This window comes from Nocardia sp. NPDC102475 (assembly GCF_055584605.1).
In genome coordinates this window covers 348,369-363,304 of record NZ_JBVJLS010000005.1, presented here as the reverse complement: position 1 = coordinate 363,304, position 14,936 = coordinate 348,369, and the positions used below count along the sequence as shown (strand labels likewise).

Below are 14,936 nucleotides of genomic sequence, written 5' to 3'. Positions count from 1 at the left end.
CTGACGATATGCACCGAAACGGCGAGCGCCCGAAAGGGCTCAGTGTCTCCGCGCTGGCGGCGGTAGCGAACCCGTCGTACTCGCGAATCGACACGTGGAATCTGCTCGACGACGCGTGCCGTCGGCTGGCCGATGTCAACCGTGCCGGGCTGGACACCACCCACGAAGCCGCCCGGGTGCGGCGTCTCCTCGATCGTCTCGGCGCCTACGAGCGGTACTGGCTGTACCCGGGCGCGGCGAGACTGGCGGCGTTCCGCGGATATCTCGCCGATCTTGCAACGGTGCGGCTCACCGAGGAGGTGTCGCTGGCTGTGCGCCTGCTCTCCGAGTACGGCGACGGTACAGCTGTGTTCGACACGTCCGCGCCGTTGGCCGATCAGGAACTCGTGGCGCGGGCCAGACAGCAGCAGTTCTTCACCGTCCTACTCGGCGACGATTCTCCGCCCGAGGCTCCCGAGAGCCTGGCGGAGAGCGTGCGCGCGCTTCGCGACCCGTCCGACGATGTGCAGTTCGAGCTGCTGGTCGTGTCGAGCATCGAGGACGCCATCACCGCGGTCGCGTTGAACGGCGAGATTCAGGCGGCGATCATCCGGCATGACCTGCCGCTTCGTTCACACGACCGGGTGCCGTTGATGACCACATTGCTCGGCGTCAACGACGACGTGGTCGTGACCGAGCGCACCCAGAACTGGGTCGAGTGTGGCGAGTGGATCAGGCAGCTGCGACCTCATATCGATCTGTACCTACTCACCGACGAATCGATCGCCGCGGAGAGCGAAGACGAGCCGAACGTCTACGACCGCACGTTCTATCGGCTCAACGATGTCACCGACCTGTACAGCACGGTGCTCGCCGGCTTCCGGAGCCGGTTCGCCACACCGTTTTTCGACGCCCTGCGTGCCTATGCGGCCGCGCCGGTCGGCCAATTCCACGCCCTTCCCGTCGCGCGTGGCGCCAGCATCTTCAACTCCAAGTCGCTGCGGGATATGGGAGAGTTCTACGGCCGCAACATCTTCATGGCCGAGACGTCGTCCACCTCGGGCGGGCTGGACTCACTGCTGGACCCGCACGGCACGATCAGGGTGGCGATGGACAAAGCCGCGAAGACGTGGTGCGCCAATCAGACGTACTTCGTCACCAACGGAACTTCCACCGCGAACAAGATTGTCGTGCAGGCCCTGACCCGGCCGGGCGATATCGTTCTGATCGACCGCAACTGCCATAAGTCGCACCACTACGGCTTGGTGCTCGCCGGGGCGTACCCGATGTACCTGGACGCCTACCCGCTCGAGCCGTTCGCGATCTACGGAGCCGTGTCGCTGCACACCATAAAGAAGGCGCTGCTGGACCTCGAGGCGGCGGGACAACTGGACCGGGTGCGCATGCTGCTGCTCACCAACTGCACTTTCGACGGTGTCGTCTACAACCCACGGCGCGTGATGGAGGAGGTCCTGGCGATCAAGCCGGACATTTGCTTCCTGTGGGACGAGGCGTGGTACGCGTTCGCCACCGCGGTGCCGTGGTCACGGCAGCGGACCGCCATGGTTGCCGCCGAGCAACTCGAATCGACATTGTCCTCGCCCGGGTACGCCGCGGAGTACCGCACGTGGCGTGCGTCGATGCAGGGAGTCGACCGCGCCGAGTGGAGCAACCACCGGCTGCTGCCGGACCCCGGGCGCGCACGTGTACGCGTGTACGCGACGCATTCCACGCACAAGTCGCTGTCGGCGCTTCGGCAGGCGTCGATGATCCATGTCCGCGACCAGGATTTCAAAGCTCTCGTCCGGGAGTCGTTCGGTGAGGCGTTTTTGACCCACACCTCGACGTCGCCGAACCAGCAACTACTGGCGTCGTTGGACTTGGCGCGTCGGCAGGTCGACATCGAAGGCTTCCAGCTGGTCCGGAACGTCTACGACATGGCGCTGGTCTTCCGTCACCGCGTCCGCAAAGACCGGCTGATCGGCAAGTGGTTCCGCATCCTCGATGAGGACGACCTGGTGCCCGACGAGTTCCGGCCGTCCGAAGTCAGCTCGTACCGACAGGTCAGGCAGGGTGGCTTGGCAGAGTGGAACGAGGCGTGGCGGTCCGATCAGTTCGTGCTCGACCCGACTCGGGTCACCCTGTTCATCGGCAAGACCGGCATGAACGGGTTCGAATTCCGCGAGAAGATCCTGATGGACCGGTTCGGTATCCAGATCAACAAGACCTCGATCAACAGTGTGCTCTTGATCTTCACGATCGGCGTGACCTGGTCGAGCGTGCACTACCTGCTCGACGTGCTGCGTCGGGTGGCTACCGACTTCGAGCGCAGCCGGGGCGCGGGCGGTAAGGCCGATCACGCCCTGCAACAGCGCCGGGTCGACGAGATCACCAAGGATCTGCCGGCGCTGCCCGACTTCAGCGAGTTCGACAGCGTGTTCCGTCCCGACGGCGCCAGCGTGTTCGGCGACATGCGATCGGCCTTCTACGCCGGGTATGAGGAGTCCGACCGCGAACACATCCTGCTCGGCGACGCCGGGCGACGGATCGCCAAGGGGAAGACCCTGGTGTCCACCACCTTCGTCGTCCCCTACCCGCCCGGCTTCCCGGTGCTGGTACCGGGTCAGGTGATCTCGACCGACATCCTGTATTTCCTGGCCGAGCTCGACGTCAAGGAAATTCACGGCTACAACCCCGACCTCGGGTTATCGGTCTTCACCGAGGCCGCGCTCGCACGGCTGGCCGCAACTCGGCACGCAATTGCCACGGTGTCCGGCGATGCGCCGCAGGCAGCGACGGCGCTGGAGTCAGCTCACTCGGTGGGTCGGATGCAGTCGCGATAGCGCGCGCACCATCGGCGCGCGCCGAGCTGGTCACCGCGTATGGCGAGAATCCGGCGACGATCGCATCACCAGTTGCCGGGGTCGTCGCCACGGAGTCGTTTCAGGGCCAATTCGATCCAGGTTTCGAAGAAATTGGTGAGATCGCCGGTGGTGGCAGGCCGGACGGTGATGTGTTCGCGGGTTTGCTGCTGAACGTATCGGCCATCGCCTTCGATATCGAACCATCCGAGGGCGTACCAGGGGGCCGGGCGGCTGTGCAGGTATCCGGCGAGCAGGCCGGCGACGCCCGCGCCTGAGCGGTGCTGAGTGAGACGATCGAAACGTTCCAGCGGACTGTTGCGGCCACGGCCGTGTCCGTTGTTGCTGGAACGCAGGTCCTCCACATGGAAGGTGTCCGGTTTGGCGCTGCCCGGAGGAACCGAGGGCAGGATGGCGGCCAAACGTGCCGCTAGTTGTTCGGTGCGGAACAGCCGACAGCGGATAGGGCTGTCGACACCGTCCGTGGCGGTCTGGGTGAGCATCACCGCGTGATAGGGAGTCCGGGCACCGAGGACGCGGTATTCGCGGGGTTCGCCCTTGCCGAGAACCGTTGAGTCACCGGCGATTTCGATGCGCAGCTCGGAGGTGGTGAGGGTGTGCAGGGCGAGGTTGATCTGTTCGGTTTCCTCGACACCGTAGCGGGCGCGCACGGCGGCCCGATGCGTGGCGACCTCGTCGTTGGTGGCCAAACGGCTGACATAGCGCAGCGGGTGCGGGAACCGGTCGTTCGCGTCGCTGTACCACAGCGCCGCGAAATCGTCCGGTTCCCAACTCCATTCGGCCATCGTGGTCATCCAATCAACATCATGCGGCGGACTCGGCGCCGCCCGGGTACGGCATAAGTACCTCGGGACAGGCGGCGAGCCAACGAAATTCAGGTAAGAAATGCTTCGGCGGCCGATACTTCGACCGGCGACCGGGGATCAGCTCGGTGTCGATCCGGGTTCGGCGTGGTCACCGCCGATCACGCCGCCGGGAACAGTTTTCGGGCCGGGCCCGAGCAACTCTTCGGTATTCTCCATATTCCGAAGCCACTCGGGCAGCTGATGGGACTCGTCGTCGCCCTTGGATTGGCCACGGCCACCGCCCATTCCACCCATGCCCGACATGCCCGAGGTGCCGGTGCTGGTGGTCGCCGCACGTGCCGCGTTGGCTGTCGTGCCCGTGGCGGTCGGTGTACCGGGCACGCTGCTGCCGGGCTTGCCCGAGGTCGTGCCGGAAGCGCCACCCAGGCCGCTGCTGCCCGAGCCGCCCGGGTAGCTGCTCGCCGTCGTCGAAGTACTCGTCGTGGGGGTCACCGAACTCGGTTGGGTAGCCGAGGTGCTCGACGGGGACTGCGACGACGAATCGGTACTCGTGGGACTGGTCGACGACGGATCCTGCGAATTCGTCGTCGGTTCAGTGGAGGGCTGCGGAGTTTCCTGCTGGTCACCGTCGCCCTGGTCACCGGTCCCGGACGTCGGGTTACCGCCACCGCTTCCACTTGTTCCAGGGGTGTAGCCGTCGTTCTTGATTTCGGGTGCCTTGTACAACGGATCGGTTGGGCTGTTCGGCACCGGGAGCACTGGAATCTGCTTATCCGCCGAAACGAATGTATTGACGTAATGACTGCGCATGGCTTCCCGGGCCGAGCTCTCGCAATCGTTGCGCACCGCAGCGGAATTCGGGCCGTGGTAGATACCCAGGTTCCAGCTCTTCGGGTTGTACCACGATCCGCCGTCCGGCGGCTTATCCACGGCTTTCTGAGTATCGTTTACGCCGTTGGCTGCTGCCGACACCCGGTCGGCGAGGTTCTGTAGCGGTGTTGTCAGGTCCAATGCGGCCTTGGCGTACTTGCTGATCGCGTCCCGCGAACTATTCGCGGCAGTGCCGTCCCAGGCGGCCGAACTCGAATGATTGATCCGGTTGGCGAAAAGTTCTGCCGCCGAAGCCCACCGCGTGGCGATTTGCGCATACTCGCCGGAGCCATTGTGAGCCTCAGTCGTATTCAGTGGAGTGAACGCGTTGTAGATCTTCCAATGATTCCAGCTATCAACATGTTCACCGCCACCGGAAATCTTCGACGGCTCGTTCGAATCGGTCATTTCGATGCTCCGACCGCCGGGGGCGTTGTCACGCCCAGTTGGGTCTGGTTGCCGATCTGGCTGGACTCTACATTCGCCTTCAGTTCGTTGTAACGCGCGGCGAATTCTTGATCCTGCTCGACGTATTTCTGGGCGATTGTGCGGTGCAGGTTTTGGATGTCGTCGACGATCTGGTAGTGCTGCTGGAGGAGGATGTTGTAGACGTTGTTGTCCGAGTCCGTGGCTGAATTGACAATCATGGCCTTACCACGAAAGCGAGCCACCAGGGTGCTGGCCGAGATCATGCCGTCCGTCGTCTCACCGAGACCCCAGTGCTCACGTCGCGAGATCTTTTGCGCGATCCGTTGAAGGTCCCGGATCTCTTCCTTGAAGGCTTCGCAGTCGCGCTCGATGTAGACGAACTCGTCGGCGTTGACACGCACTTCGTTGCTGAAACTGACGGACAGCTTGCCGTCCTGAGCATCCTTGATCGCGCTGGCAAGTGGGCCCCCAGATGACAGTGTCGTGGATTCGCCGCTCACAGTTCGTGTTCCTCCCCAGGGTTTCCGGCCGATTTGTCCGGAGATCGTTCAAGCTTAGAGCGTGACAGGTATAGCTGGAACGATCCCCTCCGCGAGGCGCTTAGCGATGTCGCAAGAGTGCTGATTCCCAGTATTCCGGAGGGAGGGTGGGTTATCGACGCTGATCTCGAGGCTGCCACCTTTCAGCTCGACGTTGATTGCGCAGTCCGCGTGCGGATCCTGGCCGCTGACGTGGGAAGTTAGTGCGGGCCGCCCAGCGACCGTGAACTCCTCATCGACCGTAAAGTCATTGTTGGCTCGCACCATCGCCAGGGTGATGTTGGTGGTGTCGATCGTTGCGCCGTATCCGTCGCCGCCAGCCTGAACCCAGCCGCAGCCGCGCCATTTGATGCCGCCGGGCCTATCTGTGGTGTCGGCTCCCTTGTTCTTCAGCTTCTCCGACTGAATGAGAGCCTGCGGAAGGTCCTTACACGCATCAAACCCCGCTGGGACATCCGCCGCGATGGTCGGCGTCGCCGACGCACTGTTGGTGCTGCCTTTCGACTCCCCACCGGAATTGCACGCCGAAACCAGCATGATCAGCCCCGCACCGAGAACCACACCCCGGACCAAACCACTCCAGCTGGCCATCTCGTCCTCTCGCACCGGCGCCATCCCAGACCTGGGGTCGGACCGGCTTCCCCGCCCCCTGCAAGCTCGTCTAGACCGTACCGGCCGGGCCACCGGCACGCAAAGCGTTCATCGAGGCCGCAATCCCGGAGGAACGCTGAATCGGAAGAACCCCAGATACCGAAAGCATCTGGGGTTCCTATGAATTCACATGCACGCCGTTCAGGACTGCTCGAACTCCCCACCCTGCACACCCGCCGTGAACGCATCCCACTCGGCGGGGCTGAACACAAGAGCCGGGCCCGTGGGGTTCTTCGAGTCCCGCACCCCAACCGTGCCCCCTTCGAGGTGTGCAACTTCCACACAGTCTTTCGTCGAGCTGCTGCGGCTGCTCTTGTACCACTTCGCCCCGGACAGATCGACACTCACGCTCTGTGCTCCTTCGCCACAGCCAGGATCTTTCGCCTGGACTTGCTCTCATCCAACGCTACACGTCCGATCTCGGCGAGCGCAGTCCGATAAGGTTCGACCTCCGCCTCACGTTCCAGGTACAGATCACCTCTGTATTCCTCCACGTAGACGATCGGCGGTTCCGTGAGCTTGGACTGCGGCAAGCGCGGAAACTCCATGAGCGAGCACGATCCGACGAGCACACCGAGATGGTTGCGGGCGTTGAACGGGACAACTCGTATCGAAACGTTCGGCAGGGCACCGATTTCGGTCAGATGCCGGAGCTGTTCACTCATCACTGCTGGGCCGCCCATCTCCTCGCGCAGTACAGCTTCCGACAGCAATATCTCGACAGCGAACCCCGGATCTTCCAAGCGTCGCTGCCTGCGTATTGCCCATTCAATTCGCTTCTCTATCAGCTCAGAAGGCAAATCGGGAGACTCGATCCAAGCTATCGCACGGCGGTAGTCCGGGGTCTGGAGCAGGCCCGGAAGTACGGCCAACTTCCACGCCGTCAATCGACTTGCCGCCTCCTCCAAAGCCAGGTAATGGTCGAAGTCCCCGGTGATCTGATCGGCATACGAACGCCACCAACCCCCACCGCGCTCCCGCGCGGATCGCACCTCCTGCACCAGTCCCAACAGGATTCGCCGTTCGTCGTCGGCGGCCCCGTAGGCATCGCACAGGGCGTTGACCTGAAAGCTGGTGATCCGGGTCGATCGCCCTTCCTCGATGCGACCGATCGATTGCGGGGAGGTTTCGGCCAGCCTGGCCGCTTCGGCTTGATACATGCCCTTGACCGTCCGCAATCGGCGCAGTTCACGACCGAGGGCACGACGCGCGAGGGTACTGCCGGTAACGCTCATATCGTTAGCCTCACTATGTAGTGACCGGACTTTTGGAAGCCGTCAGCAGGTGGCGCTCACGTGGCGGTATCCGCGGAGAAAGTTTGGCGATATTACGACGGAAGCGGGCGATTGGGGATGCCGTTTTCCGAAAGTCGGGTGTGTACTTGCATCACCCCGGTAGCCGGGAAGCGCCTACCGCCTAGCAAATCCCTTTGTAGCACAGGTGGTTTCGGCCTCGGCTACCGGGCATTCCAGACACTCACACCCACGTTCGGAGTATCCGCATGCACGGCCTGCCGGTAACGAACCACAGCGAATTGCCCGTGATGTCAATCGAATACGCGCATCTGATTATGCAGAGCCACTTGGACTGCCAGGCGTCGATGTGCCCCGTCAAAGCACAGGCGAAGAAGCGGCTCATCGAGGCCGGCCGGTTCGTCCCGGCCGATGTTCCGCACCTGGGTTTCTGATATGGGTGCCGATCCCGTTCAGCACCAGTATCCGAACCATGCGATGTCACCGGCCCAGATGCATCGGGAGATATCCCGCGACCTACACGCCGACTGCACGGTGCGGACGTGTGCGATGTTGCGCGGCTGTTGGACACGCCTGATCGAGACGGGACATCCGCACCCCACCGATTCGCCCGACGACTGCCCCACATGCACCAGATCGTCTGCCTGACACCAGATCTCGCACGCCAAAACAAAGGGATGCTGCCCAATGCTTGCTCAGATCGTCATGCTCAACACCCTCCCCTACGGAGATCCAATGGGGAAGCTTCACGCCGATCCGCGCGCAGCGAACACCGGTCAGGCGGGCCGATGACCGACAGAAAGCCGAATCACCGCCGATCACCCGCCACGGACCGCAATCCGCCACTGCCGCAACGTGATCCGTTCAACGGACCACCAGTCACCTACAGCGGAGCACCACCCGATGTGGTCGAGCTCTTCGCGGACGCGGTCCGCGAATGGGCAGATCAACCGGTGTCCCCAGAGTCGTCCCGATGCTGGGGTGTCGAGTCTCCCGGCGTCGGGCGCACCAATGTGGAGGGGGGCACGATGCACCGAGACAGATTGCGGACCACCCGGACTCGGGACGGCCGCAAGCTCGCCATATGGCAATTGGCAGGGGTCTCGGCCCGCATCTTATGTGTGCAATTCACTGCCGAATCGTTCACCGCGTATCGCGTGCCCTTGCGCGCACCGGTTCCGGGAGCGCGACCCGGAACGGTCGTGTTCGATCCGTACCCCGACCTGGCCGCCGCTCGGGAGTTACTGTCCAAGCACGACGACCTGTGGGACGCGCTTCGCGACGATTACTGGGCCGCACTGATGAAGGGGGAGCCGCTGTGAGTCCCTACCAACGGCCGGATCCGATCGAGCGGGACGAAGGCCCAAGGGGCCAGTGAGGAAAAAAGTCGCGTTAGCGACGTTTGTCGGCGATTCCGGGGCGGGCAGTCAGCTCCTGGTCCTTTGTCGGTGGACTGGTCTGCCCGCCGCGAATCGTCGAGATCCCGTATCTACTTGCGATAGTCGCGGAAGGTGGCACGCAGGTCGTCGACGATCAGGTCGGGTTCTTCCATGGCGGCGAAGTGTCCGCCGCGGTCGAGTTCGGTCCAGCGCACGATGTTGTGGTTGCGTTCGGCGATGCGGCGGACCGGGATGCCGAGGTCGTGGGGCATGACCGCGACGGCGACCGGGACGTCGGTGTCGGGTTCGGTGCTGCCCCAGGTGGCGGCGGCCTCGTAGTAGTAGCGCGCCGACGAGCCGGCGGTGGCGTTGAGCCAGTAGATCATGACGTTGGTCAGCATCGCATCGCGGTCGACGGCGTCTTCGGGCACGTCGGTGGAGTCGGTCCAGTCCTTGAATCGTTCGACGATCCAGGCCATTTGGCCTACCGGTGAGTCGGCGAGCGCGTATGACAGCGTTTGCGGACGACTGGCTTGCAACATGGCGTACGCGCCGAGTTCGTACTGGGCGCGCTGCGCCAGTGCGACCGCCCGCTGTTCGGCGGGATTGTCGAGGTCGGCGGTCTCGGCGGTGACGGTGGCGGAGGCGATCATCGTCAAGTGCACCGCGACCACATGCTCGGCATCGATCACCGCCAGCTCGCGAGAGATCGCGGCGCCGGTGTCCTCGCCATGGGCGCCGTAGCGGTCGTAGCCCAGGCGGCGCATCAGCTCCGCCCACGCTCGTGCGGCCCGCGCGGGCGACCAGCCGACCGCAGGGCCGGAGAGCCCGTAACCGGGAATGGTCGGCACCACGACGTGGAACGCGTCCTGCGCGTTGCCGCCGTGCGCGACCGGGTCGGTCAGGGGGCCGACCACCTCCAGGAATTCCACGATCGATCCGGGCCATCCGTGCGTGAGCACCAGCGGCAGCGCGTCGGGTTCGGACGAGCGAACGTGGACGAAATGCACGTTGTGCCCGTCGATCTCGGTGCGGAACTGCGGGAAGGAGTTCAGCCGGGCCTCCTGCGCGCGCCAGTCGTAGGTGTTGCGCCAATAATCGGCCAACTCCCGGGTGTAGCCGAGCGGGATGCCCTGTCGCCAACCCGCCCCGGGGTCCTCGTCGGGCCAGCGGGTGTCGTCCAGGCGCCGATTCAGGTCGTCGAGCTGCTCCTGGGGGATGGCGATGCGGAAAGGCGTGATCTCTGTGCTCATGAAAATCACACTACAGCCGAGCTAGGACAGATTCGGTCCTAGGTTTCAGGCAGAATGTGAACTGTGTTGGACACCTCGGCTCGACTGCTCGAACTTCTGTCCCTGCTGCAGACACCCCGCGAGTGGACCGGTGCGGAACTGGCCGAACGCCTCCAGGTCGACGCGCGGACGATCCGCCGCGACATCGACAAACTGCGCACCCTCGGCTATCCCGTGCACGCGGTCGCGGGAGCCGCCGGATACCGGCTGGGCGCGGGCGTCAAACTGCCCCCGCTGCTGCTGAACGACGACGAGGCAGTCGCGGTCGTGGTAGGGCTGCGCACCGCCGCCGGTGGCACCATCGCCGGCATCGAAGAGAATTCGCTGCAGGCGCTGGCGAAACTGGAACAGATCCTCCCGGCCCGGCTACGCCACCGCGTCTCGGCACTACAGGCCGCCACCGTCGCCATGCCCGCCGGCACCGCGCCCGTGGACCCCGACGTGCTGACCGTGATCGCCACCGCCATTCGCGATCACGAACAACTCCGCTTCGACTACCGCACCCACAGCGACACCCTGATCCGTCGCACGGCCGAACCGCATCGGCTCGTGCACACCGGGCGGCACTGGTATCTGGTCGGCTGGGACCTCGACCGAACCGATTGGCGCACATACCGTGTCGACCGCCTGCACCCGCGCATCCCCAACGGGCCGCGGTTCACGCCGCGCGACGCGCCGGAGGTGGATCTGGCCGGTTTCGTCTCCCGCGCGGTCAGCACCGCCCCCTACCGCTATCGAGCACGCATCACCCTCGAGGTATCCGCGGCCGTGGCGGCCGACCGCATCCCACCCACCGTCGGCGTCCTCGAGGCCATCGACGACCAGCACTGCCTGCTGCACACCGGCTCGAACTCCCTCGACGAAATAGCGGTCTACGTAGGGCTTTTCGGCTTCGGATTCCGTGTCCATGAACCACCCGAACTCATCGCCCACCTGCGAGCACTCGCACACCGCCTCACCGCGGCCACCTCATCCCAAACCTGACCAAAACATTCCGCTCCAACCAATCCTGAAATCGGCGTACTGCTGGGCGCAGTCACCGAGCAGCGTCTTCGCTGTCCAATGGCCGGGCCCGCTCGAGAATCTCGTCGACGGTCTGCTCCACGGTGAGATCGGAAGTGTCCAACCACAATCCGATGCGCGGGGTCTGCGTCCGCAGCACCTCGTCCAGGCTGTCGACGGTGAACCCGTCGTAGGCGACCTTGTCCCGGCCCGCCTCGCGCGCGGCGACCGCGGCCGGTTTCGGCGCGAGCACCACCACATACCGCGGCCTGGTCCGGATGCGGTCGAGGGTGTAGGGCAGAAACTCCCCGAGCACGACATCCTGGATGATCGCGGTGAATCCGGCCGAGGCATATGTATCGGCGGTATGCGCGGCCAGCGCGTGTCGCAGCCGCAGTTGCTCGAGTGCCTGCGTCGACGGTTCCGAACTCATGTCTGCCCGGCCACCGATGATGAAGCGCCGGAACGCATCTCCGCGCACATGCGCCGAGCGAGGCAACCGCTCCGCCAGCGCCTGCGCGACCGTGGACTTCCCGGCGGCCTGAATACCGGTGATCAGATAGACGGCGGATTCCATATCCGCCATGCTCGCAGCCGAGCGCTACTCATTTTCACCGCCGTTCCCCGACTCAGCTCGTCCGGGGTCCCGGTAGCACTGACGAATTTTCGGTCGGATATCGCCGCGATCTGCGGTGATGTCGAGGTGTAGGTGCCTGGTTCGTGGGCTGGTGATCGCTGCCGCTACGTTCTGATCCGGTTTGTGCGGGTCGAGCGTTGGGGTGGTTGGTGTCGGAGAAGATGTTCTCCGAGGAGCAGTTGGAGCAGCTGCGATCGTTCCCGGAGATCACCAGGGACGAGCTGATCAAGTTCTTCACATTGACGCGGGCGGATCTGGCGTTTGTGGATCCGGGGCGTGGCCGTGGGCAGGGAGACCGGTTGGGGCCGAGCTCCCGGCTCAGGCAGCGTCGTGCACCAGGCGAACCTCGGTGCGGCTGGCGTAGGCAGTGGTGGCGCCGTTGACCTGCTCGTCCAGCGCGAGGTATACCCCGGCGGAAGACCCGGCAGGTCCACCTCCAGCACCGTGGCCAGGGCAGGTGATCCGCTAAAGCTGCCGCGGGAATGGGGTTTGTGACGGAACTTGTGAGTCATCGCCACATTTCAGAGGCACACCCGCGCTGTTCTGCCAGCAGTGAACGCCGGCCCGAGCGGGCTCGACGATCACTACAGTCCAGTCCCATGACGACGGTTACAACGCGCACGGTCGAGTACCCGGCCGACGGCCTGACGATGATCGGGCACCTCGCGCTCCCGACCGGTGTCGACCGCCGGCCCGCGGTGCTGCTCGGACCAGAGGGCATGGGGCTCAGCGACGTCGAGCGCCGCCGGGCCGATGCTCTCGCCGAGTTGGGATACGTAGCGCTGGCCTTCGACCTTCACGGCGGGCGCTATTTGGGTGACCCCGAGGAGATGCTGGCCCGTTGCATGCCGCTACTCGCCGACCCCGGCCGGATGCGGGGCATCGGCCACGCGGCGCTCGACGTGTTGCGGGCCGAACCGCGGACCGACCCCGACCGGATCGCCGCCGTCGGCTACGGCACCGGGGGCGCCGTCGGGCTGGAACTCGGGCGCGATGGCGTCAACCTGCGCGCGATCGGGACAGTCAACGCACTGACCACGGGCCGACCGGGCGAGGCGGCGCGCATTCGCTGCCCGGTGTGGGCCGGGGTCGGGTCGGAAGACCCGATCATGCCGCCCGCGCAACGGGACGCATTCACCGCCGAGATGCAGGCCGCGGGCGTCGACTGGCGCGTCGTGGTCTACGGCGGCGCCTCGCACGCCTTCCACCACCCGCCGGTCGACCACCCCACGGTCCCCGGCGTCGGCTACCACCCACAGCACGCGCAGCGCGCCTGGCACGACGTCATCGACCTGCTCGCCGAGTGCTTGCCCGTAACGGATTGATCTGGTCAGCAACCGCGATTCCGGGCCGGTCGACCGCCACCGGCTCCGGTTTGTGGGACATCACCGCAGCTCAGAGAAACTGTGACGAGGTGCTCTGCGAGGGCTTTCCCACTCTGCGGCGGGAACCGGCTCCGCCCGATGCCCCCCGCCCAGTACCCGGCTCGTCCTGTGCCATCACGTTCCTTGTCTCGCCCCGCCGGGCACGATACGGCGCACCAGCGACCACACCGCTAACAGGTGAACCCGCAGGTTCCACATCTACCGGATAACGGTCCATTATCCGGTAACCTGACCCACAGTTTGCCGAGAACCGTTGATGCACTGGCGATTTCGATGCGTCCCTGGCTAGTCCTGCGCTGGGCGCAGAATCGGGTCGATCTCGGCAAGCATGGCGATCAGCTGGCTTGCGCCATGACGTACCAGCTCATCAGTCACCCCGGTCAATGTCTCGCACTCGCGCACAGCAGCATCCCGGTCACGGGAGAACACTCCGAATACGTCGAGCACCGCTGTCCGGATCCAGTCGGCGTGGTTCGGATCGGCCGCGGCGAGTCCTGAGGCGACGGCGGCGAAACCGAGCACGTCCTGACGTCGGAGCAATGCCTCCGCCGTCGCGTGGGTAACGAATGTGTTGTCGGCATCAAGCAAGAGGCCCGACAACGGTCCCCTGGTCTGGGGCATTTCGGCGAAGTTGGCCAAGCAGCGGCCTGCGTCTGCCCGGTCTCGGTAGTCGGGGCTTTCTGCAAGCCTGATCAGCCCGGCTACGACTGCACCTCGCACCTCGTTGCTCATGGGCGCATTCTGCTGCGACCACGACGGAAGGTCCATCGACTTCCCACCGACGACCGACGCCCGCAAGGGGCGCACCGCCTCAGCTCGCGCGGTGGATGGGATGCAGTCGCGATAACGCGCGCACCGCATCGGCGCGCGAAATGAGCTGGTCGCCATCGAATTCGGCGATGGCCGCCTCCATCCATTCCCGAATCAGCGTCGACAGGCCGATACCGCGGCTGTCGGCGAGTTGCTTGACCCGGGTGTGCAACTCCAGCGGCATGCGAATGGAGCTCGTCACCATGATGTCGTCACCGGGGGCGAGTGGTGGCGGCGCCTTCTCCGGCGGGACCGGTTCGTCGCTGAAGGTCAGCCGATCCATGAACGACGCCACTTCGTCCGGGGTGGACGGGAAATCCTTTTCACGCATCACCGGTTCTCCTGTTCCCACTCCTCGAACATTTTCAGTTCGTCGGCGCGCATTTCCCGGGCGCCGATGATCAGCCAGGTCCACTGGTCCTGTTGGCGTGTCGCCACGATCAGCGGCCGCCCGGTACCGGTGCGACCCCAGACCGACAACACCGTCACGTGCCCGTCATCGGCGATCCGCGGCCAGCGCTGTGCGCCTTCGAGGACTTGGCGTACCTCCCGGGGTCCGATGCCGATCAGGTGCGCGAACGCCCAGTCCGGCCACTCGAACCCCATGAGCACATACTACGCGCATAGTAACCAACCGATCGGTCCTAATTCCTTCTGTTGACGCGTAGGATTTTTCCTACCTATAGTCGGGAATCATGAACATCACCGAAGGGCGGGTCTTCGCGGCACTGGCCAGTCCGGTTCGGCGCGAGGTATTGCGGCTGCTGCGCGAGGGCGGACCGCAGCCGGTGACCGATCTGGCCGCGCATTTCGAGATGGCGCGGCCGAGCTTCTCCGAACATCTGCGGGTGTTGCGGGAGGCCGAGTTGGTCAGTGAGAACAAGGTGGGGCGGCAACGGCTGTATCGGCTCGAGGCGGCCCCACTGTACGAGATCCAGGAATGGTTACACCCGTTCGAGCAGTTCTGGCGCGAGAAATTGGCCGGGCTGCGTGAACTGCTGGACACCATGGAAGAGGAGTAA

At 64.7% G+C, this 14,936-nt stretch carries 17 protein-coding genes and 1 pseudogene; 7 read left to right on the top strand and 11 right to left on the bottom strand.

The features are described 5' to 3' along the window. The first annotated feature begins 8 nt into the window (after positions 1–8). Positions 9–2,822, top strand: coding sequence for an aminotransferase class I/II-fold pyridoxal phosphate-dependent enzyme (locus tag ACZ60G_RS12155; RefSeq protein WP_465809708.1), 2,814 nt, complete (start codon positions 9–11; stop codon positions 2,820–2,822). Between the two features lie 65 nt (positions 2,823–2,887). Here ACZ60G_RS12155 and ACZ60G_RS12150 read toward each other — a convergent pair whose 3' ends face one another. The 6 genes from ACZ60G_RS12150 to ACZ60G_RS12125 all read right to left on the bottom strand — a co-directional run bounded on the left by ACZ60G_RS12150 (position 2,888) and on the right by ACZ60G_RS12125 (position 7,391). After that, on the bottom strand, positions 2,888–3,655 hold the full coding sequence (locus ACZ60G_RS12150) for an ESX secretion-associated protein EspG (protein ID WP_465809706.1): 768 nt from the start codon (positions 3,653–3,655) through the stop codon (positions 2,888–2,890). A 129-nt stretch (positions 3,656–3,784) separates the two neighbouring features. Further along, positions 3,785–4,945, bottom strand: a complete 1,161-nt coding sequence (locus ACZ60G_RS12145) for a WXG100 family type VII secretion target (RefSeq protein WP_465809704.1) — start codon at positions 4,943–4,945, stop codon at positions 3,785–3,787. After that, a complete protein-coding gene (locus tag ACZ60G_RS12140) occupies positions 4,942–5,466 on the bottom strand; it encodes a hypothetical protein (protein ID WP_465809703.1) in 525 nt (174 codons plus the stop codon). Before ACZ60G_RS12140 ends, ACZ60G_RS12145 begins: the two co-directional genes overlap by 4 nt. Before the next feature lie 54 nt (positions 5,467–5,520). Continuing rightward, positions 5,521–6,111, bottom strand: a complete 591-nt coding sequence (locus tag ACZ60G_RS12135) for a DUF3558 domain-containing protein (protein ID WP_465809701.1) — start codon at positions 6,109–6,111, stop codon at positions 5,521–5,523. Positions 6,112–6,297: 186 nt separating this feature from the next. Beyond that, a complete protein-coding gene (locus tag ACZ60G_RS12130; RefSeq protein ID WP_465809699.1) occupies positions 6,298–6,504 on the bottom strand; it encodes a DUF397 domain-containing protein in 207 nt (68 codons plus the stop codon). Continuing rightward, positions 6,501–7,391 carry a helix-turn-helix domain-containing protein gene (locus ACZ60G_RS12125; protein WP_465809697.1) on the bottom strand — a complete coding sequence of 297 codons (891 nt, stop codon included), beginning with the start codon at positions 7,389–7,391 and terminating at the stop codon, positions 6,501–6,503. Before ACZ60G_RS12125 ends, ACZ60G_RS12130 begins: the two co-directional genes overlap by 4 nt. A 266-nt stretch (positions 7,392–7,657) precedes the next feature. Between ACZ60G_RS12125 and ACZ60G_RS12120 the strand changes: the two genes are divergently transcribed. Both ACZ60G_RS12120 and ACZ60G_RS12115 read left to right on the top strand, forming a co-directional pair. Next, positions 7,658–7,843 (top strand): hypothetical protein, encoded by a 186-nt coding sequence (locus ACZ60G_RS12120; RefSeq protein WP_465809696.1) that lies wholly within the window; start codon positions 7,658–7,660, stop codon positions 7,841–7,843. Between the two features lie 354 nt (positions 7,844–8,197). Beyond that, positions 8,198–8,731, top strand: a complete 534-nt coding sequence (locus ACZ60G_RS12115) for a hypothetical protein (RefSeq protein ID WP_465809694.1) — start codon at positions 8,198–8,200, stop codon at positions 8,729–8,731. A 167-nt stretch (positions 8,732–8,898) separates the two neighbouring features. Here the strand turns inward: ACZ60G_RS12115 and ACZ60G_RS12110 are convergent, their stop codons facing one another. Then, positions 8,899–10,041 (bottom strand): epoxide hydrolase family protein, encoded by a 1,143-nt coding sequence (locus tag ACZ60G_RS12110; protein ID WP_465809692.1) that lies wholly within the window; start codon positions 10,039–10,041, stop codon positions 8,899–8,901. Between the two features lie 63 nt (positions 10,042–10,104). On the opposite strand from ACZ60G_RS12110, the gene ACZ60G_RS12105 reads away from it, so the two are divergent. Continuing rightward, on the top strand, positions 10,105–11,064 hold the full coding sequence (locus ACZ60G_RS12105) for a helix-turn-helix transcriptional regulator (protein WP_465809690.1): 960 nt from the start codon (positions 10,105–10,107) through the stop codon (positions 11,062–11,064). A 52-nt stretch (positions 11,065–11,116) separates the two neighbouring features. Here the strand turns inward: ACZ60G_RS12105 and ACZ60G_RS12100 are convergent, their stop codons facing one another. After that, positions 11,117–11,668: an AAA family ATPase gene (locus ACZ60G_RS12100; RefSeq protein ID WP_465809688.1), complete on the bottom strand. Its 552-nt coding sequence runs from the start codon at positions 11,666–11,668 to the stop codon at positions 11,117–11,119. A 212-nt stretch (positions 11,669–11,880) separates the two neighbouring features. Here ACZ60G_RS12100 and ACZ60G_RS12095 point away from each other — a divergent pair. Together ACZ60G_RS12095 and ACZ60G_RS12090 are read left to right on the top strand one after the other, a co-directional pair. Beyond that, positions 11,881–12,024 (top strand): annotated as a pseudogene (locus tag ACZ60G_RS12095) (DUF4158 domain-containing protein); the annotation flags it as partial. A 294-nt stretch (positions 12,025–12,318) separates the two neighbouring features. Further along, complete coding sequence (locus ACZ60G_RS12090) at positions 12,319–13,044, top strand: dienelactone hydrolase family protein (RefSeq protein ID WP_465809687.1); 726 nt, start codon at positions 12,319–12,321, stop codon at positions 13,042–13,044. 345 nt (positions 13,045–13,389) lie between these two features. On the opposite strand, the gene ACZ60G_RS12085 is transcribed toward ACZ60G_RS12090, so the two are convergent. The 3 genes from ACZ60G_RS12085 to ACZ60G_RS12075 form a co-directional block, all read right to left on the bottom strand. Next, the gene (locus ACZ60G_RS12085) at positions 13,390–13,836 is read right to left on the bottom strand and encodes a hypothetical protein (protein WP_465809685.1); all 447 of its coding nucleotides are present in this window, start codon (positions 13,834–13,836) and stop codon (positions 13,390–13,392) included. Between the two features lie 79 nt (positions 13,837–13,915). Then, the gene (locus ACZ60G_RS12080) at positions 13,916–14,245 is read right to left on the bottom strand and encodes a hypothetical protein (protein WP_465809683.1); all 330 of its coding nucleotides are present in this window, start codon (positions 14,243–14,245) and stop codon (positions 13,916–13,918) included. Then, positions 14,245–14,520 carry a hypothetical protein gene (locus ACZ60G_RS12075; RefSeq protein ID WP_465809681.1) on the bottom strand — a complete coding sequence of 92 codons (276 nt, stop codon included), beginning with the start codon at positions 14,518–14,520 and terminating at the stop codon, positions 14,245–14,247. The genes ACZ60G_RS12080 and ACZ60G_RS12075 overlap by 1 nt, the downstream gene beginning before the upstream one ends. A gap of 89 nt (positions 14,521–14,609) precedes the next feature. On the opposite strand from ACZ60G_RS12075, the gene ACZ60G_RS12070 reads away from it, so the two are divergent. Then, positions 14,610–14,936, top strand: coding sequence for an ArsR/SmtB family transcription factor (locus tag ACZ60G_RS12070; protein WP_433603144.1), 327 nt, complete (start codon positions 14,610–14,612; stop codon positions 14,934–14,936).